23 protein-coding genes are annotated in these 26,725 nt (G+C 71.3%); 10 read left to right on the forward strand and 13 right to left on the reverse strand.

Translation table 11 applies throughout. The annotated features are described in order from the left end of the window. Window positions 1–168: 168 nt before the first annotated feature. Window positions 169–801 carry a response regulator transcription factor gene (locus OG223_RS16555; protein WP_329265304.1) on the forward strand — a complete coding sequence of 211 codons (633 nt, stop codon included), beginning with the start codon at window positions 169–171 and terminating at the stop codon, window positions 799–801. A gap of 6 nt (window positions 802–807) precedes the next feature. Here OG223_RS16555 and OG223_RS16560 read toward each other — a convergent pair whose 3' ends face one another. The 3 genes from OG223_RS16560 to OG223_RS16570 all read right to left on the reverse strand — a co-directional run bounded on the left by OG223_RS16560 (window position 808) and on the right by OG223_RS16570 (window position 4,795). Further along, a complete protein-coding gene (locus OG223_RS16560) occupies window positions 808–1,563 on the reverse strand; it encodes a class I SAM-dependent methyltransferase (protein WP_329265306.1) in 756 nt (251 codons plus the stop codon). A 344-nt stretch (window positions 1,564–1,907) separates the two neighbouring features. Then, complete coding sequence (locus OG223_RS16565; RefSeq protein ID WP_329248602.1) at window positions 1,908–3,437, reverse strand: MFS transporter; 1,530 nt, start codon at window positions 3,435–3,437, stop codon at window positions 1,908–1,910. A 167-nt stretch (window positions 3,438–3,604) separates the two neighbouring features. Continuing rightward, on the reverse strand, window positions 3,605–4,795 hold the full coding sequence (locus OG223_RS16570; RefSeq protein WP_329248605.1) for a lipid-transfer protein: 1,191 nt from the start codon (window positions 4,793–4,795) through the stop codon (window positions 3,605–3,607). Between the two features lie 207 nt (window positions 4,796–5,002). On the opposite strand from OG223_RS16570, the gene OG223_RS16575 reads away from it, so the two are divergent. Together OG223_RS16575 and OG223_RS16580 are read left to right on the forward strand one after the other, a co-directional pair. Further along, window positions 5,003–6,736 carry an MFS transporter gene (locus tag OG223_RS16575; RefSeq protein ID WP_329248608.1) on the forward strand — a complete coding sequence of 578 codons (1,734 nt, stop codon included), beginning with the start codon at window positions 5,003–5,005 and terminating at the stop codon, window positions 6,734–6,736. A 141-nt stretch (window positions 6,737–6,877) separates the two neighbouring features. Further along, window positions 6,878–7,528 carry a class I SAM-dependent methyltransferase gene (locus OG223_RS16580; protein WP_329248610.1) on the forward strand — a complete coding sequence of 217 codons (651 nt, stop codon included), beginning with the start codon at window positions 6,878–6,880 and terminating at the stop codon, window positions 7,526–7,528. Between the two features lie 2 nt (window positions 7,529–7,530). Here the strand turns inward: OG223_RS16580 and OG223_RS16585 are convergent, their stop codons facing one another. Beyond that, entirely contained in the window at window positions 7,531–8,508 is a 978-nt protein-coding gene (locus OG223_RS16585) for an alpha/beta fold hydrolase (RefSeq protein ID WP_329248612.1), read from the reverse strand. Window positions 8,509–8,627: 119 nt separating this feature from the next. Here OG223_RS16585 and OG223_RS16590 point away from each other — a divergent pair, with 119 nt between their 5' ends. From OG223_RS16590 to OG223_RS16600, 3 genes are all read left to right on the forward strand, one after another. Beyond that, on the forward strand, window positions 8,628–9,539 hold the full coding sequence (locus OG223_RS16590) for an N-acetylmuramoyl-L-alanine amidase (RefSeq protein WP_329248616.1): 912 nt from the start codon (window positions 8,628–8,630) through the stop codon (window positions 9,537–9,539). Between the two features lie 86 nt (window positions 9,540–9,625). Further along, window positions 9,626–10,399 (forward strand): hypothetical protein, encoded by a 774-nt coding sequence (locus OG223_RS16595; protein WP_329248620.1) that lies wholly within the window; start codon window positions 9,626–9,628, stop codon window positions 10,397–10,399. A gap of 121 nt (window positions 10,400–10,520) precedes the next feature. Beyond that, complete coding sequence (locus OG223_RS16600; protein ID WP_329248622.1) at window positions 10,521–11,525, forward strand: LLM class F420-dependent oxidoreductase; 1,005 nt, start codon at window positions 10,521–10,523, stop codon at window positions 11,523–11,525. 18 nt (window positions 11,526–11,543) lie between these two features. On the opposite strand, the gene OG223_RS16605 is transcribed toward OG223_RS16600, so the two are convergent. Then, window positions 11,544–12,113, reverse strand: coding sequence for a hypothetical protein (locus tag OG223_RS16605; RefSeq protein WP_329248625.1), 570 nt, complete (start codon window positions 12,111–12,113; stop codon window positions 11,544–11,546). A gap of 143 nt (window positions 12,114–12,256) precedes the next feature. Between OG223_RS16605 and OG223_RS16610 the strand changes: the two genes are divergently transcribed. Beyond that, window positions 12,257–12,547 (forward strand): hypothetical protein, encoded by a 291-nt coding sequence (locus OG223_RS16610; RefSeq protein WP_329265308.1) that lies wholly within the window; start codon window positions 12,257–12,259, stop codon window positions 12,545–12,547. 138 nt (window positions 12,548–12,685) lie between these two features. On the opposite strand, the gene OG223_RS16615 is transcribed toward OG223_RS16610, so the two are convergent. The 3 genes from OG223_RS16615 to OG223_RS16625 are packed head-to-tail and all read right to left on the reverse strand — an operon-like array spanning window position 12,686 to window position 15,875. Continuing rightward, a complete protein-coding gene (locus tag OG223_RS16615; protein WP_329248627.1) occupies window positions 12,686–13,753 on the reverse strand; it encodes a prenyltransferase in 1,068 nt (355 codons plus the stop codon). Beyond that, window positions 13,750–14,484 carry a class I SAM-dependent methyltransferase gene (locus OG223_RS16620; RefSeq protein ID WP_329248630.1) on the reverse strand — a complete coding sequence of 245 codons (735 nt, stop codon included), beginning with the start codon at window positions 14,482–14,484 and terminating at the stop codon, window positions 13,750–13,752. The genes OG223_RS16615 and OG223_RS16620 overlap by 4 nt, the downstream gene beginning before the upstream one ends. Next, a complete protein-coding gene (locus tag OG223_RS16625; RefSeq protein WP_329248632.1) occupies window positions 14,478–15,875 on the reverse strand; it encodes a glycosyltransferase family 4 protein in 1,398 nt (465 codons plus the stop codon). Before OG223_RS16625 ends, OG223_RS16620 begins: the two co-directional genes overlap by 7 nt. Before the next feature lie 222 nt (window positions 15,876–16,097). Here OG223_RS16625 and OG223_RS16630 point away from each other — a divergent pair, with 222 nt between their 5' ends. Continuing rightward, window positions 16,098–16,724 carry a TetR family transcriptional regulator gene (locus OG223_RS16630; RefSeq protein ID WP_329248635.1) on the forward strand — a complete coding sequence of 209 codons (627 nt, stop codon included), beginning with the start codon at window positions 16,098–16,100 and terminating at the stop codon, window positions 16,722–16,724. A gap of 46 nt (window positions 16,725–16,770) precedes the next feature. Here OG223_RS16630 and OG223_RS16635 read toward each other — a convergent pair whose 3' ends face one another. Both OG223_RS16635 and OG223_RS16640 read right to left on the reverse strand, forming a co-directional pair. Continuing rightward, a complete protein-coding gene (locus OG223_RS16635; RefSeq protein ID WP_329248638.1) occupies window positions 16,771–17,670 on the reverse strand; it encodes a hypothetical protein in 900 nt (299 codons plus the stop codon). Next, the gene (locus tag OG223_RS16640; RefSeq protein ID WP_033281858.1) at window positions 17,667–18,041 is read right to left on the reverse strand and encodes a peptidase inhibitor family I36 protein; all 375 of its coding nucleotides are present in this window, start codon (window positions 18,039–18,041) and stop codon (window positions 17,667–17,669) included. Before OG223_RS16640 ends, OG223_RS16635 begins: the two co-directional genes overlap by 4 nt. Before the next feature lie 162 nt (window positions 18,042–18,203). Between OG223_RS16640 and OG223_RS16645 the strand changes: the two genes are divergently transcribed. After that, window positions 18,204–21,512, forward strand: a complete 3,309-nt coding sequence (locus OG223_RS16645; RefSeq protein WP_329248643.1) for an AfsR/SARP family transcriptional regulator — start codon at window positions 18,204–18,206, stop codon at window positions 21,510–21,512. Between the two features lie 10 nt (window positions 21,513–21,522). On the opposite strand, the gene OG223_RS16650 is transcribed toward OG223_RS16645, so the two are convergent. Then, a complete protein-coding gene (locus OG223_RS16650) occupies window positions 21,523–21,756 on the reverse strand; it encodes a ferredoxin (RefSeq protein ID WP_329248646.1) in 234 nt (77 codons plus the stop codon). A gap of 7 nt (window positions 21,757–21,763) precedes the next feature. Next, window positions 21,764–23,221 (reverse strand): aldehyde dehydrogenase, encoded by a 1,458-nt coding sequence (locus OG223_RS16655; RefSeq protein ID WP_329248649.1) that lies wholly within the window; start codon window positions 23,219–23,221, stop codon window positions 21,764–21,766. Between the two features lie 116 nt (window positions 23,222–23,337). Here OG223_RS16655 and OG223_RS16660 point away from each other — a divergent pair, with 116 nt between their 5' ends. After that, window positions 23,338–24,372, forward strand: coding sequence for an MBL fold metallo-hydrolase (locus tag OG223_RS16660; RefSeq protein WP_329248652.1), 1,035 nt, complete (start codon window positions 23,338–23,340; stop codon window positions 24,370–24,372). A gap of 58 nt (window positions 24,373–24,430) precedes the next feature. On the opposite strand, the gene OG223_RS16665 is transcribed toward OG223_RS16660, so the two are convergent. Beyond that, on the reverse strand, window positions 24,431–26,662 hold the full coding sequence (locus tag OG223_RS16665) for an ATP-binding protein (protein WP_329248654.1): 2,232 nt from the start codon (window positions 26,660–26,662) through the stop codon (window positions 24,431–24,433). Window positions 26,663–26,725 lie beyond the last annotated feature (63 nt).

Consider the following 26,725-nt stretch of genomic DNA (forward strand, 5'->3'; position numbering starts at 1 on the left):
AACTGTCGAAAGTTTTCCGAAAACGGCTCTGCTCGGGAAATTCCAGGATGTCGGCGGAATGCCGAGGCGATTGTTTGCCCGCAGCAGGAGACCGTCAAGACTCGCGGACGCGAACAATGAAGAGTTTTTGATAACCGCCCCGGGCCTTACGCTGGCCTCGTGGATGAGATGCCCCGGGACCACCGGCCCGCCAAGTCCGTCAGAGTGCTGCTCGCCGAGGACCAGGGCATGATGCGCGGCGCCCTCGCCCTGCTGCTCGGCATGGAGGCCGACCTGGAGGTCGTGGCCCAGGTCGGGCGGGGTGACACGATCGTGGACGCCGCCCTGATCCACCGTCCCGATGTCGCCCTCCTCGACATCGAACTCCCCGGCATGAGCGGCCTGGACGCCGCCGCCGAACTCCGCGAACAGGCCCCCGACTGCCGGGTGTTGATCCTCACGACCTTCGGCCGCCCCGGCTATCTGCGCCGGGCGATGGAGGCGGGCGCGGCGGGCTTCCTGGTGAAGGACGGCCCGGTGGAGGACCTCGCCGCCGCGATCCGCCGCGTCCTGACCGGCGAGACGGTCATCGACCCGGCCCTGGCCGCCGCCGCACTGAGCGCGGGCCCGAACCCGCTCACCGCCCGCGAGTGCGACGTCCTCAAGGCCTCGGTGGACGGCGCGACGGTCTCCGACATCGCCGGCCAACTCCACCTCTCCGAGTCCACCGTCCGCAACTACCTCTCCTCGGCGATCGGCAAAACAGCCACCCGCAACCGCATGGAGGCGATGCGGGAGGCACGGCAGCAGGGGTGGTTGTAGCCCGGCCTACGCCTCCGGGGCCCGGCGGAACAACGCCGTCCAGAGGAAGTCCTCCCCGAAGCACGGAGATTCGGCCGGTTCGTCCCGCATCCGGCGCAGCTCGACCACCTCCAACTCCCCGAATATCCAGCGCAGTTCCTCGGGCGTGTAGGCCAACCCGCCCTGGAGCCCGGAGCCGCGATAAAGATCGGTGTCGGGCAGCTCCGACCCCATCCCGCCCGCCGCGAAGCAGGTGAGCGCGAAGTGTCCGCCGGGGGCGAGGACTTGGTCCAGCAGGGCGAGGTAGCTGATGCGCCGGTGCGGGGGCAGGTGGTGGAAGCAGCCGGAGTCGTGGACGAGGTCGTAGGGGCCGGGGAGTTCTGTGGCGGCGAGGGTGAACGCGTCTCCGCAGTGGAACCGGACCCGGCTTCCGGAGTCACGGGCCCGCTCTTCCGCCCACGCGACAGCCGTCGGCGACAGATCCACCCCGTCCACCTCGAAGCCCCGCGCGGCCAGGTGAAGGGCGTTGCGCCCCGGTCCGCACCCCAGGTCCAGGGCGCGGCCGCCCGCCGGTATCAGTCCCCGGTCGAGATACCCGGCCAGGCTCTCGTCCGGCTTCGCCACGAAGAACGGCACCGGCTTGTCACGGTCGGCGTAGAACCCGTCCCACCAGGAGGCACCTTGGGAACTCCAACGGTCGGCCTCCGGCGCGAACAGCCCGTCCAGAAGACGGAGTACGTCGTCGACCGTGCGTATGTCCCGCGCGCGCTGGTTCTGGTCCATCCGGTGCCACTCCAACTCTCCGGCCCTCCGACTCTCCAAGGCGTCGAGCCTAGGGTCGGACGGGCCGGAAGCCCAGGTCAGCCCCCGTCCGGGGCGCTCACGCGGATGCCGTCAACACCCCTGTGCGGGCCTGGAGTTGGTGCCGGAAGGGCGTCACTCCGGCACCACACTGAACCCCTGCCCACGCCCTGCCCGAGGGCCACCAGGGTGGCATTCCCGGGCATGGCGACCGCACTTTTCGGCGCGGGGTGCGTTCCGGCCGGCACCGCCCTCGCCGCGCTGCTCCGTCACCTTCACCGAGTCGAACGACTTCCCCTCCGGCGCGAGTCGCCCGACCCGTTGCCTCACTTCTCAGAACTCGTGGAGGCCGCTCCCTCGGCGGCCACCGTCGGCTCCGCACCCGCCCTCGCCGCCGACGGCATCCCGGAAGACATCCCAGAAGGCACCCCCGCCTCCTTGTCCCCCTTGCCCCACGGCAGCCACACCGCCATCAGCACCACCCCGCCGAGCAGCACCCCCGCCCCCGTCCGGAACGCCAGCGCGTACCCCTCCGTCAGCGCCTCCGCCGTGCCGCCACCGCTCCCCGCCGTACGCGCCGCCGCGATCGTCGACATCACCGCGAGCCCCAGCGAACCGCCCATCGTGCGCGAGGTGTTGACCAGCCCTGAGACGAGACCGGCCTCCCCCGGCGCGGCCCCGGACGTGGCGAGCGCGGCGAGCGGTGTGGCCGTCAGCCCCGCGCCCAGCATCATCAGGATTCCGGGGAACATGATCTCGGTCGGGTAGTCGCCCCGCACGGTCATCAGGGACTGCCAGCCGAAGCCCGTCGCGGCGATCAGCGTCCCGAGCACGGCCACGTTGCGCGCGCCGAGCACCGGCATGAAACGGGGCGCCGCCTTGGAGCCGACGAGGACGGCCAGGGAGCTCGGCACCAGCGCGAGCCCCGCCTCCAGCGGTGTGTACCCGAGGACGTTCTGCGCGTACAGCGTCATGAAGAACCACATGCAGAACATCGCGGAGCCGCACAGGAACATCGCCGCGTTCGCCGACGACACCGCCCGCACCCGGAACAGTCCGAGCGGCATCAGCGGAGCCGCCGTACGCGCCTCGACGACGAGGAAGAGGACGATCAGCGCGAGTCCGGCGGCCAGCGGGAGCAGGGTGTCGGTGGACGTCCACCCCTCGGCCTCGGTCCGCGAGATGCCGTACGCCAGCGCTCCGAGCCCCGCCGTGACCAGGACGGCGCCCGGCAGATCGAGCCGCCGCCCGTCGCCGACCCGGCTCTCCGGGAGCCGGCGCAGCGAGCTGAGCAGGACCACCGCGCCGACCGGCACGTTGATCAGCAGCACCCACCGCCACGACAGCGTGTCCACGAGCACTCCGCCGACGAGTCCGCCGGCCGCACCGCCACCCGCGCCGACCGCCGTCCAGGTGGCGATGGCCCGTGCGCGGGCCGCGCCCTCCGACACCGCCGAGGTGACGATCGTCAGCGTCGAGGGTGCCAGTACGGCGGCGCCGAGTCCCTGCGCGGCCCGCGCGAGGAGCAGTTGCCAGCCGTCCTGGGCGAGTCCGCCGGCCAGCGAGGCCACGGTGAAGAGGGCGAGCCCGACCAGGAACATCCGCTTGCGGCCGTAGAGGTCACCGGCCCGTCCGCCGAGCAGCATGAACCCGGCGAACGCGATGGCGTACGCGTTGACCACCCATTGCAGTCCGGGCGCGCTCATCCCCAGGTCGGTCCGCATCGACGGCAGCGCCACGTTGACGACGGACACGTCGAGGACGACGAGGAACTGCCCCGCGCAGGCGAGCGCGACGACCAGCCAGGCGGCGGGCGGTGCCGAGCCCCGACGGGACGGGCGGAGCACGCGCGTCATTCGGGACACTCGGGATATGCGGGAGGGTGAGGCGTCAGCGGCTCGGTGCATGGTCGTCATACTCTCAACCGGCCCGCGCCCCTTGCATCGGCATTTCGCCCGGCCACGGGCCCGTCGTAAGACCTACGTCAGACCTGAGCCAGACCCATGTCAGACCCACGTCAGACCTACGCCGTCCGCAGCAGCGTCACCACCGCCGCCCCGCCCAACCCGATGTTGTGCGCGAGCCCCACCTCGGCCCCGGGCACCTGCCGCTCCCCCGCCGTCCCCCTCAACTGCCAGACGAGCTCGGCGACCTGGGCGATCCCGGTGGCCCCCAGCGGATGCCCCTTGGAGATCAGTCCGCCGGACGGGTTGACCACCCACCGCCCGCCGTACGTCGTCGCCCCGGACTCGACGAGCTTCCCGGACTCCCCGGGCTCGCACATGCCGAGCGCCTCGTACGTGAGCAGTTCGTTGATCGAGAAGCAGTCGTGGAGTTCTACGACGTCCACGTCCTCGATGCCGAGCCCGGACCGTTCGTAGACCTGGCGGGCGGCGGCCCGGGACATCGGCTGCCCGACGACGTCGACGCAGAAGCCGGAGGCGAAGGAGTCCTCGGTGTCGGTGGTCATCGCCTGGGCGACGATCTCGACGAGCGGGCCCGCCAACTCGCGCTCCTGCGCGAAGCGTTCGGAGACCACGACCGCCGCCGCGGCCCCGTCCGAGGTCGGCGAGCACTGGAGTTTCGTCAGCGGGTGGTGGACGACCCGCGCCGCGAGGATGTCGTCGACGTCGTACACGTCCTGGAACTGGGCGTACGGATTGTGGGCCGAGTGCCGGTGGTTCTTGGCGGCGACGGCGGCGAGCTGCGCCTCGGTCGTGCCGTACTTCTCCATGTGTTCGCGGGCCGCGTCGCCGAAGATCTGGGCGGTGGGCGGGGTCATCTCGAAGCCGTGCCGGGCGGCCATGATGCCGTAGTGCCGGGCGACGGGGGAGGTCGCGAAGTCGCCGCCGTCGGAACCACCGCCCAGCGCGCCCCTCTTCATCTTCTCGAAGCCCAGCGCCAGCACGCAGTCGGCCGCCCCGCCCTCGACGAGTTGCCGGGCGAGCATCAGCGCGGTCGATCCCGTCGCACAGTTGTTGTTGACGTTGTAGACGGGGATGCCGGTGAGACCCAGTTCATAGGCGGCGCGCTGGCCGGCGGTCGAGGGCTGAAAGCAGTAGCCGACAGGAACCTGTTCTACGTCTCCGTAGGAGATCCCGGCGTCCGCGAGGGCGGCGTTCCCGGCCTCCCGCACCATGTCCCAGTACTGCCACTCCCGGCTCTCGGGCTTCTCGAACTTGGTCATTCCGACGCCGGCGACATAGGCCTTCATGGCGGGCGAGATTAGAACACGTTTCAGTAAATGGCCAGAGCTGACAGAGGGTCAGATATTCATGGGACGGTCAAGGATTCGTTAGTACGCCGAAGCATCGGAATAGTTGCCCATGCATACGAGGTTTACCGTGCACTTATCCCGCACGGATCACCTCACCCCTACTCACACCTACGGCTCACCCTCACGGCCTGGAGGCCTCCCTTCATGACGCACACGTCGACCGACCAGCCCGCACGGAGGCCGTCCGGCGCCGTCGTGCCGGTGCTCGCCTTCGCGGGCATCGTTGTCGCGGTGATGCAGACCCTGCTCGTCCCGGTCATCAAGGACCTGCCGCAACTGCTGAGCACCGAGCCCAGCAACGCCACCTGGGTCCTGACCTCGACACTCCTGTCCGGAGCCGTCGCCACGCCGATCATGGGCCGCCTCGGCGACCTCTACGGCAAGCGCCGGATGCTGATCGTCAGCCTGGCCGTGATGGTCGTAGGAGCACTGGTCAGCGCCCTCACCAGCGACCTGCTCACGATGATCGCGGGCCGTGCGCTCCAGGGCTTCGCGATGGGCGCGATACCGCTGGGCATCGGCCTGATGCGCGACATGCTGCCCCGCGAGAAGCTCGGCTCGGCCATGGCCCTGATGAGTTCCTCGATCGGCGTCGGCGGCGGTCTCGCACTGCCCGCCGCGGCCCTGGTCGCCCAGCACGCCGACTGGCACGCCCTCTTCTACGGCGCCGCCGGCCTCGGTGTCCTCGCCATCGTCCTCACCCTGCTCGTCGTACCGGAGTCCCCGATGCGCGCCGAGGGAACCTTCGACGTGCTTGGCGCGATCGGCCTGTCCGCCGGACTCGTCCTCTTCCTCCTGCCCATCACCAAGGGCAGCGACTGGGGCTGGACCTCCGGCACCACGCTCGGCCTGTTCGCCGCGGCGGCCGTCGTCCTGCTCCTGTGGGGCGTGATGGAGCTGCGTCTGAAGGCCCCGCTGGTCGACCTGCGCACCACGGCCCGCCCCGCGGTCCTCTTCACCAACCTCGCCTCGATCATGGTCGGCGTCTCCTTCTACGTCGTCTCCCTCGTCCTGCCCCAGCTCCTCCAGCTCCCCAAGGCCACCGGTTACGGCCTCGGCCAGTCGATGGTCACCGCCGGTCTGCTGGTCGCGCCGCTGGGCCTGACGATGATGTTCACCGCCCCCGTCTACGCCCGTCTCTCCGCGAAGTACGGCCCCAAGGTCACCCTGATCATCGGCATGGTGATCATCGGCATCGGCTACGGCGCGGGCATCGGCCTCATGAGCGCGGCCTGGCAGAGCCTGGTCATCGCGGTCGTGCTGGGTGCGGGGATCGGTCTCGCGTACTCGTCGCTGCCCGCGTTGATCGTGGGGGCGGTTCCGGCGTCGGAGACCGGTGCGGCGAACGGGCTCAACACCCTGATGCGGTCCATCGGTACGTCCGTCTCCAGTGCGGTGATCGGGATGGTGCTGGCGAACACCGCGAACCATGTGGGCGGGGTCGCTGTCCCGACCATGCACGGGTTCCGGGTGTCGTTCCTGATCGCCACGGGTGCGGTTGCCGTCGGCCTGTTGATGGCGTTGTTCCTTCCCAAGCCGAATCGTGCGCCGCAGTTGAACTTCAGCAGTGAGGAAGAGGCCAACCTCGAGCGCGCGGAGGAGGTTCTTCGGGGGTTCCGGGGGCGGGTGCTCGGTGCCGACGGTTCTCCTGTCGCTCGGGCCAAGGTCACGTTGATCGACCGGCGGGGGCGGCAGGCCGGGGCGACGCTCTCCGAGGAGGACGGGAGTTATGTGCTGGCCGTGCCGTCCGAGGGGGCGTATGTGCTGGCGGCGCGGGCCAGTGGGCATGGGCCGCTTGCGTCGTCTGCGTCGCACGCCGGGGACTCCGTCGCGGTTGACCTGGATCTTTCGTTGCCCGGCGAGACTGTCAGCGCGTAGTCGGTAGTTCGTTGTCTGCGGGCGCGTGGGGGCTGGTCGCGCCCGCGCGGCGGAGCCGCACATCGATACTGTCCCGCGCCCCTAAAGGAACGTAGCCTGGCCTGCGCTTGCAAGTCCGCCCCGTACCGAAGGGACCGCCCCATGCCTCCGGCACCCAAGCCCGAAATCCTTGCCGCGTTCGAAGCGGCGAAAGGGTTCATGCCGGCCGGTGAGGGACTGGCTCTCTACGCCGCCGCCGTAGAAGCCGGAAAACTCGGGCTGCCCCTCCTCGAAGTCGGGACGTACTGCGGGCGGTCCACGATTCTCCTCGCCGATGCCGCCCGTGAGACCGGTGTCACCGTGCTCACCCTCGATCATCATCGGGGCAGTGAGGAGCAGCAGCCGGGGTGGGAGTACCACGACGCGGAGACCGTGGACCCGGAGATCGGGCTGATGGACACGTTGCCCACGTTCCGCAGGACTCTCCACCGGGCCGGGCTGGAGGAGCACGTGGTCGCTCTCGTGGGGCGGTCGCCGCAGGTCGCGCGGATCTGGGGGACTCCGCTCGGGCTCGTCTTCGTCGACGGTGGGCACACGGACGAGCACGCGAACGGTGACTACGAGGGGTGGGCGCCCCATGTCGCCGAGGGCGGGCTGCTCGTCATCCATGACGTGTTCCCGGTCGTCGAGGACGAGTTCACCGGCCAGGCGCCCTACCGCGTGTATCTGCGGGCCCTGGAGTCCGGCGCGTTCACGGAGGTCTCGGCGACCGGCTCCCTGCGTGTCCTGCGGCGCACCGGTACCGGCATCTGACCTCAACTCGGCAGCCCTGCCAGCCACTTGATCAGATGCTCGTTGACCTCCGCGGGACGCTCCTGCTGGATCCAGTGCCCGCAGCCCTCCAGGATGTGCGAGCCGCGCAGGCCGGGCAGGGTCACGGGGTAGGCGGCGATCGCGTCGGACAGCCAGGTGGTGGAGGCGTCCAGGGAACCGCCGAGGAACAGGGACGGCTGGGTGACGGGGGCGCCGTCGTGGTCGGCCAGGTCCTCCCAGTCGCGGTCCATGTTCCGGTAGCGGTTCAGGGCGCCGGTCAGGCCCGTCCGCTCGAACTCCCCCGCGTAGACGTCGAGTTCATCGACTCCCAACCACGCAGGTGTCCCTGCCTCCGCCGGGAAGCGCTCCCGCAGTGTCCCGCCGTCCCGGCTCACGAAGTGCGGGTCGGGCGTGCCGGGGGCGGGCATCGTGTCGGCGGAGAACGCGGCGTAGAAGCCGGCCAGCCAGCCGCGCACGTCGGGTTCGATCTCGGCCTCGGCTCGGCCGGGCCGCTGGAAGTAGGAGACGTAGAACTCCTCGTCCCCGCCCATCCCGGCGAAGATCTCGCTGGGGCGCGGGCCGCCGCGCGGGGCGTAGGGGACGCTCAGCAGTCCTACGGCGCGGAAGACGTCCGGCCGCAGGAGGGCGGAGTGGGCGGCGATGCCCGCGCCCCAGTCGTGGCCGACGATCACCGCCGACCGCTCGCCCAGCGCGTGCACCACGGCCACGGCGTCCTCGACGAGGTCGAGCATCCGGTACGCCGACGCGTCCTCGGGCCGCGACGAGCGGCCGTAGCCGCGTACGTCGACGGCGACCGCGCGGTGGCTCGCAGCGGCCAGCGCCGGGAGCTGGTGGCGCCACGAGTACCAGGACTCCGGGAAGCCGTGCACGAGCAGGACCAGGGGGCCGGTGCCCTGTTCCACCAGGTGGATACGGCCGGCGGGGGCCGGGACGAGCCGATGGGTGACGTTCTTGACCATGGTGACGAGTCCTCCGTGACGGGGGCCGGTCCGACGATCCTGCGCCCGGTCCCGGCGCGCCCACGACTCTTGTTGCCGCTTCGGCAAACCCGCCCCAGGTGGCGGCTAGGGTGACTTCCGTGTCGTACGCAGGTCCGGACTTCGATTCCCCACAGCCCCGCCGTCCCCGTCGAGGGCCCCTGACCGTGGCGCTGGCCGCGCTGGTCCCGGGGGCACTGATCGGGTGGTTCGTCTATGAGGCGGTGGCCGACCCAGGGGGCGGCAGCGCGGCCGCCCATTCCACGTCTACGGCGTCCGGTGCGCCCGCGTCCCCGACGGGTACCGCGTCGAACGACGACAAGCCGCCCGGCACCAGCTCCCTCAAGGGCAAGGTCGTCGTCATCGACCCGGGGCACAACATCACCAACTTCCAGCACACCGCCGAGATCAACCGCAAGGTGGACATCGGCACGAACTGGAAGGAGTGCGACACGACCGGGACGTCGACCAACGCGGGTTATTCGGAAGCCCAGTTCACGATGGACGTGTCCCACCGGCTGCGGGCGCTGCTCGAACAGCAGGGCGTCACGGTGAAGTTGACGCACGACGGTGACTCCCCCGCCTGGGGACCCTGTGTCGACCAGCGCGCGAAAGCCGGCAACGACGCGCACGCGGACGCCGCGATCTCCATCCACGCGGACGGTGCCCCGGCCGGCGACCGCGGCTTCCATGTGATCCTGCCCGCCTCGGTGCACGCGGGCGCCGCCGACACCCGTGCCATCGTCGGCCCCTCCGCCGTGCTCGGCCGCAGCGTCGAGAGCAACTACCTTCGCGCCACGGGCGAACAGCTCTCCAATTACGTCGGTGACGGCACCGGTCTCGTCACGCGTAAGGACCTGGGCGGTCTCAATCTGTCAACGGTTCCCAAGGTGTTCATCGAGTGCGGCAACATGCGCGATAGCAATGACGCTGCACTGCTGACGAACGGCGCCTGGCGACAGAAGGCGGCGCAGGGGATCTCTGAGGGAATCGTGAGTTTCCTGCGCGGGTAGCGATCAGCGGGCTGATCCGGGCGGACACCCTGGCAGGGTGGACGATAGGGTCAACCGACGACGAGACGACCTACGAAGGACCTGAAGTGAATATCCGCTCCCTCACACGAGGCGACGGCGTGGTGATCGGGGCAGCGGTATTGCTCTTCATCGCGTCGTTCCTCAAGTTCTACACGGCCAACGGGATCGACCTGGACATCACCGCGTGGACGAGCCTCGGTAACGGCCTCGGCACCTACATGGGCGGCGTCATCGGTGCCGCTCTCGTCGTCGTCAACCGTTGTCTGCCGCAGCCGCGCAAGATCGTGGGCCTGGACCTCGGGACAGTCGGCGTGGCGTTCACGGTCCTCACCGCGTGGGCCCTGTTCTGGACGCTGGTGGACGTCGGCGACAACGTCAGCGCGGGCGCCGGCCTCATCCTCGGCTTCATCGCCGCCCTCGTCATGGCAGGCGGCGCCATCGCGACGCCCCTCCTCCCGCCCCTCCAGGCCGCCCTCGTCCCGGCCCCCAAGCCGGCCGCCCCGCAGCCCTACGGCGCCCAGCCGCCCGGTGGTTACGGCTACCCGGGTGCCGGTGCGCCGCAGCAGCCCTCGTACGGCACTCCGCCGCAACAGGCGCAGGCCGCGCAGCCGTTCGGGCAGCCCGCGCCGGCGCCGGCCGGGGACTTCTCGCCGTTCTGGTTCGCGGTGCCGGTGGCCCGGCCGCTGTTCGCGGAGGACGGTTCGCCGGCGCCGATCGCCGAACTGGCTCCGGGTACCTGGTACTTGGCCGTCGAGCAGCGCGGTCCGGCGCTGGTCGCGCAGACCCAGGACGGCCGTCGTGGCGTCCTCCAGGACACCTCGGGGATCCAGCGCGGCTGAGCCCCCTCCCTCAGCGTTCGCCGCGGCCCCTCGCCCTTCCGGGCGGGGGGCCGTTGTCGTACAGTCGCAGCCGTCGAACGGTTTGCTGACGGACCGTCAGTTCGGTTGCTGTGGAGGCGATATGCGGCTCGGTCTCGCACTCGGGTACTGGGGGCGCGGGCCCTCCGCCGACCATGTGCCGCTGGCGCTGGAGGCCGAGCGGCTCGGGTACGACTCCGTGTGGACGGCCGAGTCGTGGGGCTCCGACGCCTTCACTCCCCTCACCTGGATCGCGGCGCAGACCTCAACGATCAGACTGGGCACGGCCGTTGCGCAGATGGCGGCCCGCTCGCCGACCACCACCGCGATGCACGCGCTCACCCTCGACCATCTCTCCGGCGGGCGCGTGCTGCTCGGGCTCGGGCTGTCGGGGCCGCAGGTGGTGGAGGGGTGGTACGGGCGGCCGTTCCCCAAGTCGCCGCTCACCGCGACCCGGGAGTACGTCGAGGTCGTACGGCAGGTGCTGCGGCGGGAGGCGCCGGTCGAGGTGGCCGGGCGGTTCCACGCGCATCCGTACCGGGGCGCGGACGGGACCGGGCTCGGCAAGGCGCTCAAGTCCATCACCCACCCGCTCCGTTCCGACCTGCCGATCCTGCTCGGTGCGGAGGGGCCGAAGAACGTGGCGCAGACGGCGGAGATCGCGGACGGATGGCTGCCGTTGTACTGGTCGCCGAGCCGCCCGGAGGTCTACGGGACGACGGTCTTCCGCGACGACTTCCTCGTCGCGCCCATGGCGCAGGTGAAGGTCTGCGACGACGTCGCCGAAGGCCTCCTCCCCGTGAAGATGATGCTCGGCTTCTACATCGGGGGGATGGGGCACGCGGCCCGTAACTTCCACGCCGATCTGATGGCGCGTATGGGGTACGAGGAAGAGGCCCGGCGGATACAGGAGTTGTTCCTCGCGGGGCGCCGGGAGGAGGCCGTGCTCGCGGTGCCGGACGCGTTCGCGGACGAGATCTCGCTCGTGGGCCCGCGTGAACGGATCGCGGAGAAGCTGGAGTTGTGGCGCAAGGGCCCGGTGACGGATCTGCTGGCCCTTGCGCCCGACCCGCACACGCTGCGGGTGCTGGCGGAGCTGAACTCCTAGGAGCCGCTCAACTCACCTTCAGCCGCCCGTCAGTTGGCCTGCCGACGGCACCTTGTCGGTCACCTCGGCGCCCGCGCTCTTCCCGGCTTCCTTGACCTTGTTGATGATGTCGTCGAAGGAACTCGCCGTGGCATCCGTCGAGTCGCCCTTGCGCAGCTTGGACGGAAGATCCTTGAGGGAGTCGATGCCGGCGGTCAGCGGGGCGAGTGCCTTGGAGAGCGCGGGGTCGCCCTGGGCGTTCTTCTTGGCCGCCTTGAGCCGGTTGTACGCGAACGCGCCCGCGAGGCCCGCCTTGACGAGCGCGAACCTGCGGCCGCTCGCGCCCTTCTTGAACTTGCCCGCCTTCCAGGGCTTCACGATCCACTGGTAGGTGGCACCGGCGGCGAGACCCGCGTTCGCGACGAAGCGGGTCTTGGCGAACTTCTGCCGTTCGGCGGAGGTGCTGGGGCTCGGGGTGGCGGCGGCGGCCACTACGGCTGCGGTGTCCTGCGTGGCGTCCTCGGTGGCGCTGCCGCAGGCCGTGGCACCGGCGAGCAGGGCGCAGCACAGGGTGAGCGCCACGAAGAGGCGCCGTATCGGTACGGGCACGGGGTCCTCCGGGGTGTTCTCCCCGAGTGGGTGTCCTTACCCGGGCAGCCTCGCCCGGCTCCGCCGCGTGCGCCACCCGGGCGGGACCGTTCGGGTTTTCCCCGGCCGGGTTTCATACGGCCGGAAGCGGCAATCCGGTTCGCATGTCCCCCTACTATCGACGCGGTTCGAATTCCGTCGGCAATGTCATCGTGATCATCGCCGACATCATGGCCCTCATCCTGGCCCTGTGGATTCTGATGTACCTGCTGGACGCCAACCGCGCGAACGACCTCGTGCAGTTCGTCCACCACTCGGCCAACTGGCTCGCCGGCTGGTCCCGTGACCTGTTCACCTTCGACGAGGCGTGGGCGAGGGTCGTCTGCGGGTATGGCCTTGCCGCAGTGGTGTACCTGTTCATCGGGCATGCGATCGCGAACCGGGTTAACCACTGAGCGCTGGGCCGGATGTCGTCTGCGGGTTCGTTGTGGCTGGTCGCGCAGTTCCCCGCGCCCCTAAAAGATGGCCCGTTGCAACCGGCCTGTTTTTAAGGGGCGCGGGGAACTGCGCGACCAGCCCCCACCGGCCCGCGCTCAACAACAATCCGGATCCAGCCCCAACGGCAAGTGCTCGGCCCCGAAGACCGCGCACGTCGCGTCATGGCCCCCCAGCGCCGCCACCGCAAGCAGCAACGACCCGGCAGTCCACGTGGTCAACTCACGCGGCCACACCGCGTCGTCGTCGAAGACATACCCCGTCCAGTACAGCCCGGTCTCCGCATCGCGCAGATGCCGGATCGACTGGAGGATCTCCAACGCACGGTCGGACTCCCCCAACACCCACAGCGCCAGGGCGAGTTCGGCGGACTCGCCACCCGTCACCCACGGGTTGGGGACGACACACCGCACCCCGAGATCGGGCACGACGAACCGGCTCCAGCCGTCCTCCACCCGGGACTTGGCCTCCGTGCCGGTCAACGCGCCGCCCAGGACCGGGTAGTACCAGTCCATCGAGTAACGGCCTTTGTCCAGGAACCGTTCCGGATGCCGCCGGATCGCGTGCCGTAGCGCGCCGACCGCCAACTCCCAGTCCGGCTGCGGCTCTTCACGCTGTTCGGCGATCGCGAGCGCGCAGCGCAGCGCCTGGTGGATCGAGGAGGAACCGGTGAGGAGCGCGTCCGTCGTGTCCGTGCCGTCGTCCTCGCGCTTCCAGCCGATCTGCCCGCCCGGCTGCTGAAGCCGCAGCACGAACTCGACCGCCGCGAACACCGTGGGCCACAGCCGGTCCAGGAACGTGTCGTCGCCGGTCGCGAGGTAGTGGTGCCACACGCCTACGGCTATGTAGGCGACGAAGTTGGTCTCGCGGCCCCGGTCGGTGACGTCGTGCGCGTCTCCGTCGGCGTAGGCCGCGTACCAGGAGCCGTCCTCGTTCTGGTGCCGGGCGAGCCAGGTGTACGCCCGGTCGGCGGCCTCGTGCTCGCCCGCCGCGTCGAGCGCCATCGCGGCCTCGGTGTGGTCCCACGGGTCGAGGTGATGGCCCCGGAACCACGGGATCGCCCCGTCCTCCCGCTGCACGGCGAGGATGCCGGCGACGGTCGCGGCGGCCTGCTCCGCGGTGAGGACCCCGGGCAGGACGAGGTGTTCTGTCCGGGGAGTGGTCACTTGGCTTCCGCCAGGGGCAGGTGCGGCTTGGTCGCGTACGCCACGAAGCTCTTGCCGATCAGCGGGTTCAGCGCCTGTTCGGCGACCCGGGTGGCGACGGGTTTCTTCATGATGTCCCAGACCAGGAGCTTGTGGTACGCCTGCACCGGCAGCGCCTTGTCGTTGTCCACGCCGAACGCGCACTTCAGCCACCAGTACGGCGAGTGCAGTCCGTGCGCGTGATGGGTGCCGTACGGCTGGAGGCCCGCCTCGCGGATCTTCGTGAGGAGTTCGTCCGCCTTGTAGATGCGGATGTGGCCGCCCTCGACCTCGTGGTAGGCGTCGGACAGGGCCCAGCAGATCTTCTCGGGGCCGTAGCGCGGGACGGTGATGGCGATGCGGCCGCCGGGCTTCAGGACCCGGACCATCTCGGCGAGCACGCCCTTGTCGTCCGGGATGTGTTCCATCACCTCGGAGATGATCACGACGTCGAACGACTCGTCGGGGAAGGGGAGTTGGAGTGCGTCACCCTCCATCGCGGTGGCGGTGGCGCCGGCCGGGGCCTCGCCGGCCTCCTTCATCGCCGCGAACCACTTGGCGACCTCGCGGATCTCCTCGGCGTTCTGGTCGAGGGCGACGACCTGTGCCCCTCGCCGGTAGCACTCGAACGCGTGCCGCCCGGCACCGCACCCGAGGTCCAGGACACGGTCGCCAGGGGCGAGCGGGAACCGGGAGAAGTCGACGGTCAGCACGAGGCCCTGCTTTCGGGATAGACACCGGTGTCACTTGGCGAGGTCGTGGACCGGACCTCGGTGGCCGCGGAGCGGCCGGGGAGCTTGGCGGCGGAGCCGGCCATGGCCTCGCGGTAGCGCAGGACCGTGCCCTGCGCGGCTCGCGTCCAGGTGAACCGGGCCAGTACCCGCTCACGGCCGGCGCGGCCCAGCCGCACTCTCAGCTCCGGGTCGCCCAGCAGTCGGCTCAGGGCGGTGGCCAGTGCGCCCGGGTCGCCCGGCGGTACCGCGAGGCAGGTCTCGCCGTCGCGTCCGGCGACCTCCGGGATCGCCCCGCCCGTCGTCGCCACGAGGGGCGTGCCGGTGGCCATCGCCTCCGCCGCCGGGAGGGAGAAGCCCTCGTACAGGGAGGGCACGCAGGCGACCTCCGCCGAGCGGACCAGGTCGACGAGTTCGGCGTCCGAGATGCCCTTGACGAACTCGACGGCGCCTTCGAGGCCGTAGCGCTCGACGGCCTGGGCGACCGGGCCCTCCGTCGGGCGCTTGCCTACGACGATCAGGTGGGCGTCGGAGTGTTCGGTGCGGATCTTGGCGAGGGCCTCGACCAGGAAGACCAGGCCCTTGAGGGGGACGTCCGCGCTGGACGTGGTGACGATCCGGCCGGGCACCTGGGGGACGGCGGGGTCCGGGGAGAACTGGTCGGTGTCGGCGCCGATGTGGACGACGTGGATGCGGTCGTCGCGGACACCGAGGTGGTCGATGATCTCCTGGCGCGAGGTGCCGGAGACGGTGAGCACGGAGGGGAGGCGGCGGGCGACGCGCTTCTGCATCCGGGTGAACGCGTACCAGCGGCGCTTGGACATGCGCTGGCGCCGGTCCTCCGCCGCATCCAGCTCCAACTGCCGGTCCACGGTGATGGGGTGATGGATCGTCGTCACCAGCGGGGCGCCGACGTCGCCCAACAGGCCGTAGCCGAGCGTCTGGTTGTCGTGCACGACGTCGAACTCGCCGCGTCTGGCGCGGAGATGGCGGCGGGCGCGGAGCGAGAACGTGAGGGGCTCGGGGAAACCGCCGGTCCACATCGTCGCCACTTCGAGGGCGTCGATCCAGTCGCGGTACTCGTCGCGCTTCGGGGTGCGGAAGGGGTCCGGGGAGCGGTAGAGGTCGAGCGAGGGCAGCTCGGTCAGGGAGATGCCGTCGTAGCCCGGGTCGAGGACCGGGTAGGGCTGTGAGCCGATGACCTCGACGCGGTGGCCGAGGCGGGCCAGTTCGCGGGAGAGGTGGCGGACGTAGACGCCCTGGCCCCCGCAGAACGGGTTCCCCTTATAGGTGAGGAGTGCGATACGGAGCGGTCGCTCGCCGTCTTCGGCGGGGTCCTCCTGGGGACCCGCCTGACTGGCCTCAGCGGTCACTCTGAGCCCCCTTCTGCCTGCACTGTCCCGCGAGATTACGCCGGGACGCTAATCTAGAACAAGTTTCAGACTTGATCGTCCAGGAGGTTCTGAATCTACCGGCCGGTACGGGCCCTCGGAGAAGTGGATCAGGTGATTCACACCACGGCCGACGCCCTGCCATGATCGGTCCGATCACCCGCCTTCACCGACAGTCACGGGAACAGTCACGGAACGGGAGCCATGCCAGTGGAAGCCAAGCCCGAAGCCACTGCGCGGACCTCGCCGCCCCTCACCGAGCGGCAGGAGGCCCGGCGGCGCCGCATCCTGCACGCGAGCGCGCAGTTGGCGAGCCGGGGCGGTTTCGACGCGGTGCAGATGCGGGAGGTCGCGGAGTCCTCGCAGGTCGCGCTCGGCACGCTGTACCGGTACTTCCCGTCCAAGGTGCATCTGCTGGTCGCCACGATGCAGGACCAGTTGGAGCACATGCACGGCACGCTGCGGAAGAAGCCGCCGGGCGGCGAGAGCGCGGCCGAGCGGGTCGCAGAGACCCTGATGCGGGCCTTCCGGGCGCTTCAGCGCGAGCCGCATCTCGCGGACGCGATGGTGCGCGCGCTGACCTTCGCGGACCGCAGCGTCTCCCCCGAGGTCGACCAGGTCTCCCGCCAGACCACGGTGATCATCCTGGACGCGATGGGCCTGGAGAACCCGACGCCCGAGCAGCTCTCCGCGGTGCGGGTCATCGAGCACACCTGGCACTCGGCCCTGATCACCTGGCTCTCGGGCCGCGCGTCCATCGCCCAGGTGAAGATCGACATCGAGACGGTGTGCCGGCTGATCGACCTGACGGACCCGGAGAAGAAGGACTAGCCGGGAGCGCGAGAACGCCGGCCCCTGGATAGGCCGGCGTTCGTGCTCACGCGGTGGCGGCGGCCAGTGCCCGATGACGGTCCGTCACATAGCGCGCCACGGTCTTTCTGTCGACGGCCGTCAACAGCCGCTTCTCGACCGCCCGTTGGACGTCCCGGACCGCTTCGGACAGTCCCGTGTCCAACTGGCACTCCGCGTCGGCGCGGGCGGTGCGGAGCTCGTCGTTGCCGAGCGCGCGCAGGGCCCGCTCGTCCGACGCGGCCTTCCGCAGGCGCGACTCGACGGCCTTCCGAGGGGCCTGGAGGTCCGTCGCCGGGTGCCCCGCCTCTGTCATGCACGAGGACCAACTCCGCACGGCGGCACGGTAGTCGGCATCCTTCTCGACGGCGCCGAGCACCCGGTTCGCCAGTCCTACGGCGAGGGGCTCCACCGTGTTCCAGTCCGCGCCGTACACCTCGGCGCGGGCCCGGGCGACGCAACCGTCGCTGGAATAGGCCAGGTTGACGCCGTCGGCCAGCCGCAGGCTCACCCGGTGCGCCGGGGTGCCGGTCAACGCCCGCTGCCAGGACGCCGGATGGGGTTCGCTCGCCGGGACGGGCGTGGACCGCTGGTACAGGTACTCGCCGACGATGCCGTACCCGTCCTGGGTCGCCTTCCTGACGGTGAGCAGCCCGTAGGGGTTGGTCTCCTCGCCCCGCGCGGACGCGGTGCGGGGCTGTGCCGTGTACGTCTGGCCGCGGGCGCTCATACAGGCCGCGACGGCTCGTTCCTCACGGTCGTGCAGGCGTACGGCGTCGGCGTGGGTGGACGCGGTGGCGCCCGAGAGGGGACGCACGTCGAGCGCCACCGGCCCGCGGGCCGGCTGCTCTCCCCCGGGGGAGCAGCCGGCCGCGGTCAGCACAAGGAGCACCGCGAGCAGTGTCCGCCGCGCCGTGGTTGTGGTCACACGCACCAGTCGTTGGAGGCGACGTTGTGCCAGTACACGGTGTTCGCCAGGGAACCGTTGTAGTAGCCCTTGGCGAGGATGTAGCTGGAACCCGTGTAGCCCGTGCCGGAGTAGATCCGGACGTTGCAGCTATTGCCGTTGTTGTAGAGCGACTCGGCGTTGTTGAACTTGTTGTACTGGAGCAGGTTCGTGTTGTCGCCGTAGACCACGCCGGGGTCGCCCGAGCCGTTGACGCCGAGGTAGGCGCAGAGTCCCCCGGAGGGGCAGTCCGACAGTGCCGCGTTCGCCGGTGCGGCGGTGATGAACGCGCCGGTGGTGGCCAGGGCCACGCTTCCCAGGGCGATGCCGGCCTTGGCCAGGATCCGCTTCATTCTCTGTGTTCCTCCATCACTCGGGGTGCCGCCCACGGACCCGAAGTCGTCCGTGGTGCGGGCGAGTTGCCGTGCCCAAGGTGGCGGAGGGAGGTGGTCGGGGACCTTGCGCGAACCTTGTCCCGCAGGTGGGCAGGTGATTGGGTGCGCGGTGGAGAACCTGTGAAGCACGTGGGGCGGGACGGTGTGGACGGCGTGAGGGGATTTCGGCTGCTGGGGCCCGTGGAGTTATGGGTCGCGGGCCGGCCGGTCGAGCTGGGTCCCGCGAAGCGGCGTACGGTCCTGGCGGCGCTGCTGGTGGACGCGGGGCGCTGGGTGCCGGCCGAGACACTGATCGACCGGGTCTGGGGCGAGGATCCGCCCGCGCAGGTGCGCAGCACGCTCTACGCCCATGTCGCGCGCATCCGCCGGGTCCTGGTGGACACGGGTCCACTGCTGGCGTCCGGGGACTCGTCCGGGGGCTCCGAAGTCCCGTCCGCCGCAGTGGAGTTGGTGCGTGGACCGGCGGGTTACCGGCTCGACGTCGCGGCGGACCTGGTCGACGTGCACCGTTTCCGGGAGCTGGTCGCGCGGGCCCGCCGGGCCGAAGTCCCCGACGCGGCACGGGTGTTGACCCTGCGGGAGGCGATGGGGCTGTGGCAGGGCACGCCGCTGGCCGGGCTGCCCGGTGCGTGGGCGACGCGGACCCGGGAGAGCTGGCTGCGCCAGTACATCGACGCCGTGCTCGTCTGGGCGGACGCCGAACTCCGGGTCGGCGGGCACCTCGTGGTGGTCGACGCGCTGTCCGTCCTCGTCGCCGAGCACCCGCTGGTCGAGCCGCTCGCCGTCGCGCTGATCCGGGCGCTGCACGCCGCCGGGCGCGGCCCGGAGGCACTGGCCTGCTACGCCGCGCTGCACAAGCGGCTGGCCGACGAACTCGGCACCGCCCCGGGGGCGGAGGCCCGGCAGGCCCACCAGGCGGTCCTGAGCGGGAAGGCCGCCCCGCGCCCGCCGTCCGGGGCCGGTACCGGGCGCGTCAGGGTCGTACCCGCCCAACTCCCCCTGGAGGTGGCGGGGTTCACCGGGCGCGAAGAGGAACTGGCCCAACTGGAGAAGGTCTTGGGGGTGGGCGCGGGCACGGTTCGGCCGACCGCGGTGGTGGTCTCTGCGGTGTCCGGGACGGCGGGCGTGGGCAAGACGGCCCTGGCGGTGCACTGGGCGCACCGGGCCCGGGACCGGTTCCCCGACGGGCAGTTGTATGTGAACCTGCGCGGCTACGACCCCGAGCGGCCGGTGACCGCCCCCGACGCGCTGGTCCGGTTCCTGACCGCGCTCGGGGTGCCCGAGCAGGACATCCCGGCGGAGCCGGACGACCGGGCGGCGCGCTACCGCACGGAGGTCGCGGACCGGCGCATGCTGATCGTGCTGGACAACGCGGCCACCGTCGAGCAGGTCCGACCGCTGCTGCCCGGCACCGGTTCCTGCGCGGTGCTGGTGACCAGCCGCGACAGCCTGGCCGGGCTGGTCGCGCGGGAGGGCGCCCAGCGTCTCGACCTCGACCTGCTGCCCGCCGGTGCCGCCCGCACCCTGCTGCGCCGGCTCATCGGTCCCCGCGCCGAGGCCGAGCCCGAGGCCGTGGACAGCCTCGCCGCACAGTGCGCGCGGCTGCCGCTGGCACTCCGGGTCGCCGCGGAACTCGCCGCCACCCGCCCCGGCACCCCACTGACCGACCTCGTCGCCGAACTCGCCGACCAGCAGCGGCGGTTGTACCTCCTGAACGCGGAGGGCGACCCCCGGGCCGCCGTAGTCACGGTCTTCTCCTGGTCCCTACGCCAGTTGCCCATGGCAGCGGCCCGCACTTTCCGCCTGCTCGGCCTGCATCCCGGCCCGGATCTCGACGCGTCCGCCGCCGCCGCACTGACCGGTAGTTCTACGGCGAATGCCCGCCGTGCGCTCGACGTCCTGGCCCGCGCCCATCTGGTCCAGCGCGCGGACGCGGCAGCCGCACCGACCGGCGCGTCCCCGGGCCTGTCCCCTCTGGAAGCCGGGGGTAGATCTAACCAGTCAAAGCCTAAGACGGTGGTTAGATCTACCCCCAGCTTCCAGCAAGCCCCCACCCACACCCGACTCGCCCAACGCGCGAACACCCCCCGCTACGGCATGCACGACCTCCTCCGCGCCTACGCCGCTCAACTCGCCTCCGCGCAGGACTCCCCGGAGGACCGCGGCGCCGCGCTGGACCGGCTCTTCGATCACTACCTCGCCACCGCGGCCGCCGCCATGGACCAACTCCACCCGGCCGAGGCCCACTTGCGTCCCGCGGCTCCCGAAACCGCGGGCACCGTGCCCGACTTGTCCGATCCGGACGCCGCGCGTGCCTGGCTGGCCGCCGAGCGTGCGTGTCTGACGGCCATGTCCGCGCACACCGCCGCCCACGGCCGGCCCACGCACGCCATCCGGCTGTCGCTCACCCTGTACCGCCACCTCATCAGCGGTCACCACACCGACGGCCTCACGATCCACGGGCACGCGCGGGACGCCGCCCGGCTGATCGGCGACCCGGCGGGCGAGGCCCGGGCGCTGCTCGGGATCGGTACCGCCCACTATCAACTCGCCCGGCACGAACCGGCCCGCCGGTACCTCCAGGAGGCGCTGACCCTGTTCCGGCAGGCCGGTGACCCCACCGGTCAGGCCCGCGCGCTGGTCAACCTCGGCCTCGTCGACGAACGCCTGGGCCGCTTCCGGTCGGCCGTCGAGTACCTCGAACAGGCGCTGCTGCTGTACCGGAGCGTCGAGGACACGTCGGGCGAGTCGATCGCCCTGAAGAACCTCGCCCACATAGAAGGGCAGTTGGGCCGCTACGACCAGGCCGCCGACCATCTCCAGCAGTCCCTGACGCTGCTGCGCCGCACCGGCAACCGCTACCTGGAGGCCCACGCGCTCATGGACCTCGGCACCGTCGAGACCCGGCTCGACCGGCTCGACGAGGCCGCCCGGCACCAGGAGCAGGCCCTCGCGCTGATCCGGGAGGTCGGCGACCGGTACGGCGAGGCCGGGGCGCTGCACGGCCTCGGCATCGTGCACTCGCTGCGCGACCGGCACGCGCAGGCCGCCGAGTACCACCGCCAGGCGCTCGTCCTCTACGCCCAGAACGGCGACCGCGACGGCGAGGCCAGAGCCCTCAACGGCCTGGGCGAGGCAGCCCGCGCCGCCGGCCGCCCCACCGACGCCCTCACCCACCACACCGACGCCCTCACCATCGCCGAGGACATCGGCAACCCGGGCCAGCAGGGCCGCGCCCACGCCGGGTTGGCCGAGGTGCACCTCGCGCGCGACGACACCGACGCCGCCGTCCGCCACTACGAGCGCGCACTCACCCTGTACACGGAACACGGCATGCCGGAGGCCGACACCGTCAAGGCGCGGCTGACCACGATCACAGGCCCCGGCCCCTGTCCTGGCCCCGGCCCTGGCCCCGGCCCCGGGAACTGAACCGGGGCTGTCACTCCTCCGGTGGGAACACCGGCTCCCCGCTCCCCAGCAGCGTGATCATGATGGCCTCCACCGGGCACCCCTCCGCCGCCGCGAGGATCTCCTCGTTGGCGTCGGTCTCCGGGGCGGCCGGATGGGACTGCATGGCCGAGTCCAGGCGGAAGCGGTCGGGGGCCTGGTGGGTGCACTGGGCCGAGCCGATGCAGATGGAGCGGTCGACCTCTACCTGCCAGCGATCGCCCATCCCCCGTTCACCCCTCCCAGCCGGCCGGCAGGTGGATCATCTTGTGTTCGAGGAACTCGGAGTAGCCCTCGGGCCCGAACTCCCGTCCCACACCGCTGTTCTTGTAGCCGCCGAAGGGGCCGAGCATGTCGAGGCTGAAGGTGTTGACGTTGTAGGTGCCGGTGCGGACCTGGCGGGCGATGTCGATGCCGTGGGCCACGTCGGCGGTCCAGACGCTGCCGCTGAGGCCGTAGTCGGAGTCGTTCGCGATCTTCACGGCCTCGGTCTCGTCGCCGTACGGGAGGAGGCAGATGACCGGGCCGAAGATCTCCTCGCGGGCGATGCGCATCGAGTTGTCGACGTCGCCGAAGAGGGTCGGCTCGACGTACCAGCCGCGGTCCAGGCCGGGTGGACGGCCGCCGCCGGTAAGGATCTTGGCGCCTTCCTCCTGGCCGATGCGGATGTAGTCGAGGTTGCGCTGCTGCTGGCGCTTGGCGACCAACGGGCCGACCTGGGTGGCCGGGTCGAGCGGGTCGCCGACCACCAGCGCGCTCGCCGCCGCCGCGAACGCGTCCGCGAACTCGTCGTAGCGGGAGCGCGGTACGAGGATGCGGGTCTGGGCGACGCACGCCTGGCCGTTGTTCATCCAGGCCGCCGAGACGATGCCGGGGACGGACGTCGTGATGTCCGCGTCGGGCAGCACGATCGCCGCCGACTTGCCGCCCAACTCCAGTGTCACGCGGGTGAGATGACGGGCGGCGACCTCCATCACGCGCCTGCCGGCCGGGACCGAACCGGTGAAGGAGACTTTGTCGATGCCGGGGTGTCCGACCAGGTACTCGCTGACCTCGCGGTCGGCCGGGAGGATCGACAGGACGCCGTCCGGCAGCCCGGCCTCCTTCGCGATCTCGCCCAACAGATAGGCGTCCAGGGGGGTTTCGGGCGACGGCTTCAGGATCACCGTGCAGCCGGCGAGCAGCGCGGGCGCGAGCTTGGCGGCGGCCACGAACTGCGGGACGTTCCACGGGACCACGGCCGCGACCACCCCGACCGGCTCTCGCCGTACGAGGATCTTGCCGAGGACACCGTCTCGGTACTCCTCGTAGGCGAAGCCCTTCGCGACGGTGATCGCCGCGTCCCACACCATCATCGCGCCGAGCGCCTGCCCGAGGATGCTCCAGGAGTACGGCGACCCGTTCTCGGAGGAGATGACGCGGCCGATCTCCTCGTACCGTACGGCGATCGCGTCCTTGATGCGGGTGACGACCGCGAGCCGTTCGTCGAGTGCCATGCGCGGCCAGGGTCCTTCGTCGAAGGCCTTGCGGGCCACGGCGACCGCGCGGTCCACGTCCTCCCTCGACGCGTGCGGGACGCGTCCGATGACCTCCTCGGTGTGCGGGGAGATCACCTCGATGACGTCCTTGCCCAGGGGGTCGGTCAACTCCCCGCCGATGAGTAGCTGCCGGTGTTCCACGAGCTCTGTCATGGCCGAACGCCTCCCCGGTACCGCTGTCTGACGCTCCATCAGATACGAAGACTGAATACCAGTTCCGGTCGATGGAGTCCACGTATAGTGGCCGGAAGGCGGCGATTGGGGAGTCCATGACGTCCACGGGGCAGGTCCACGACCACGGCGGCGGTGTTCGTTCCATCGAAGTCCCCATCCCCGACAACCCACTGGGGACCACCCTCGTCTACGTCGTCGACACCGACCGCGGGCCGGTCCTGGTCGACACGGGCTGGGACGACCCCACGTCGTGGGACACGCTGGTCGAGGGGCTCGCGGCCTGCGGTACGGAGGTCGGCGAGGTCCATGGCGTGGTCATCACCCACCATCACCCCGACCACCACGGCCTGTCGGGGCGGGTGCGCGAGGCGTCCGGGGCGTGGCTGGCGATGCACGCGGCGGACACGGCGATCGTCCGGCGGGCCCGTTCGACCGAACCGGGCCGCTGGCTGGCGTACATGACCGCGAAGCTCACGGCGGCCGGCGCCCCCGAGGAGCACCTCGCGCCGCTGCGCGCCGCCCGCCCGCGCAGCGTGCCGGGGCTCGCGCCCGCCCTGCCCGACCGCGAGATCGTCCCCGGCGAGCTCCTCGACCTGGCCGGCCGCAAGTTGCGCGCGATCTGGACCCCGGGCCACACGCCCGGGCACGTCTGCCTGCATCTGGAGGAGGCGCACCCGGCCCAACTCCCGGGCCACGGGCGGCTGTTCTCCGGCGATCACCTGCTCCCCGAGATCACCCCGCACATCGGCCTCTACGAGGACCCGGACGACACCACGATCGCCGACCCGCTCGGCGACTACCTCGACTCCCTGGAGCGCATCGGCCGGCTCGCCCCCGCCGAGGTGCTGCCGGCCCACCAGCACACCTTCACCGACGCGCCCGGCCGCGTACGGGAGTTGCTCACCCACCACGAGGACCGGCTGACCGGCCTCCTCGCCCTGCTGTCGGAGCCGCTCACCGCCTGGCAGGTCGCGGAGCGGATGGAGTGGAACCGTCCCTGGGCCCAAATCCCCTACCAGTCACGGAACATCGCGGTGTCCGAAGCGGAGGCGCATGTGCGGCGACTGGTGAAACTGGGGCAGGCGGAGGTCGTGACGGGGACCGATCCGGTGACGTACGTGGCGGTGTGAGTCCCCGACTCCCCGTCCCCAACTCCCCTTCACCGGCCCCCCGTTCACCCGCTCCCCGTCACCGACCGCCCGGCCAGACCGTCGCGTACGTGATTCCCTCGTCGTACGACATGGCCAGGCCCGCCCGGTATCCCTTCTCGTAGGCGTTGTCGCCGAGGTGTTCGCGGACGCGGAGTTCGCAGGTGCGGCGGGTGGCAATGAGGTCGGGTGAGTCCATCTGGGCGCGGCCGGTGAGGTCCCAGAGGCGGGTGCCGATGCCCAGGAGGCGGGCGGCGCGGTGGGCGTCCCCGGCGGTGACGACGGCGGCGGCCAGGAGGTCGAGGGACATGGCGGCGCCGACGGTGTTGTGCAGCAGGGCGTGGCCCGCGACGGAGGTGCGGGCGCCGCGCACCGCGGCCGGCAGGTCGCCGTACGCCAGGTCGGCCTGGGCGATGAGGTAGTCGGCGAAGGCCCCGCACCAGTACTCGCCCTGTTTCCGGCTGGCGCCCCGTACCTCGTCGGCGACCTCACGGCCGCGTTCGTACTCGCCGCGCAGCACATGCGCGAGGGACAGCGCGAGCCGCGCCTGGAGCTGGGCGGCGCCGAACGCGTCGTCCTGTATGGGGAGTCGGGGTGCGGCGGCGAGGACGTCGATCGCCTCGGCCTGCCGGCCGGTGAGAGCCAGTTGGCCGCCCCTGAGGTAGACGGCGGCGACCATGGCGACCGGGGAACCCTGTTCGCGGGCCGCGTCGGCGCAGCGCACCGCCCAGTTGGCCGCCGCCTCCTGGTCGCCCTGGAGGATGGCGACCGCGCCGCGCGACCACAGGGCGAGGGTGCGGCCGTGGCCGGGCGGCGGGTCGGCGGCGAGGGCCTGGTCGAGGCAGTGCCGGGCCTCGCGGAGGTAGCCGCAGTGCCGCCACAGGAACCCGACATGGCCCGCCATCTCCACGGCCGCCGTCCGGTCCGGTTCGGCGAGCGCGCTCTCGACGGCCGCCCGGAAGTTGGCGTGTTCGCTCAACACCCGTTCGCACCAGGCGACTTGCCGTCCGGTGTTCCACTCGGCGCAGCCCTGGTGGGCGAGCCGCGCGTAGTGCTCGCGGTGCCGGCGTCGTACGGCGCGTTCCTCGCCGAGCGCGTACAGCCAGTCGGTGCCGTACTCGCGCACGGTGTCGAGCATCCGGTAGCGGGCCGAGATGACGGGGTCGGGCAGGACGATGGACTGGGCGACGAGCCGGGAGAGCAGCCCGGGGATCCGTTCCGGGGCCAACGGGCCGCCCGCGCACACCTGTTGGGCGGTCTCCGCGCAGAATCCGCCGGTGAAGACGGACAGCCGCGCCCACAGCAGGCGTTCGAGGGGGGCGCAGAGTTCATGGCTCCAGCCGATGGCGGTGCGCAACGTCCGGTGCCGGGGCGGGCGTTCACCGGGGGCGGAGGTCAACAGGTCGAGGGGAGACGGCACATCGGAGGATGCGGGCCGGTCGGGAGGTGAGGGCAGGCGTTCGCCGAGCCGGGCGTGGAGCTGGTCGAGGGTGAGGTCGGCGAGGCGGGCGGCGGCGAGTTCGAGGGCGAGGGGGATGCCGTCCAGGCGACGGCAGACCGCGGCGGCGGTGGCGCGGGCGGCCGGGTCGTCCTCGCGGAGCGGGCGTCCGGCGGCCGCGGCGCGCTCGGCGAACAGGGTGACGGCGTCACCGGCGGCGGCGAGGTCACCGGCAGCGGCGGTGTCACCACCATGGGCCGTGCCGCCGTCCACCGGCAGCGGTGCGAGGTGGAGCACCTCCTCGCCGGGCAGCGCGAGCCGTTCCCGGCTGGTGACAAGGACGCGCAGGTCGGGCAGCCGGGCCAGCAGGGCGGCGGCGACCTTGGCACAGTCGGCGAGGAGATGTTCGCAGGAGTCGAGGACGAGCAACAGCCTTCTGCCGTGGGCCCATTCGGCGATGACGTCGATCACCGGGCGGGTCGACCGGTCGGCGAGCCGGAGGGTCTCCATGACGGCGAGGTCCACTATTCCGACGGCGTGCAGGGACGAGAGTTCGGTCAGCCAGACCCCGTCCGGGTAGGCGTCCCCGACCTCCGCCGCCGCGCGCAGGGCGAGCCGGGTCTTCCCGACCCCGCCGACGCCGACCACGCTCACCAGCCGGGCCGCCGGACCGACACCCGAGCCCGGGCCCAAGCCCGGGCCTGGGCCTGGGTCCGGCTCCGGGTCCAACGCGGCCTTGAGCAGGGCGAGTTCGGCGCGCCGCCCGACGAAACTGTGTCTCTCGGGCGGCAGATTCCCGAGGTTCCCGCGGTTCGGGTGAGTCGTGTCCGGCACGAGGCCCAGTGTGTCCGTAGGTCACGGACGCCATGCGCGGGTCCAGGAACGCGGTCCACGGCT

The sequence above is a fragment of the Streptomyces sp. NBC_01478 genome, assembly GCF_036227225.1.
Taxonomy (GTDB): Bacteria; Actinomycetota; Actinomycetes; order Streptomycetales; family Streptomycetaceae; genus Streptomyces.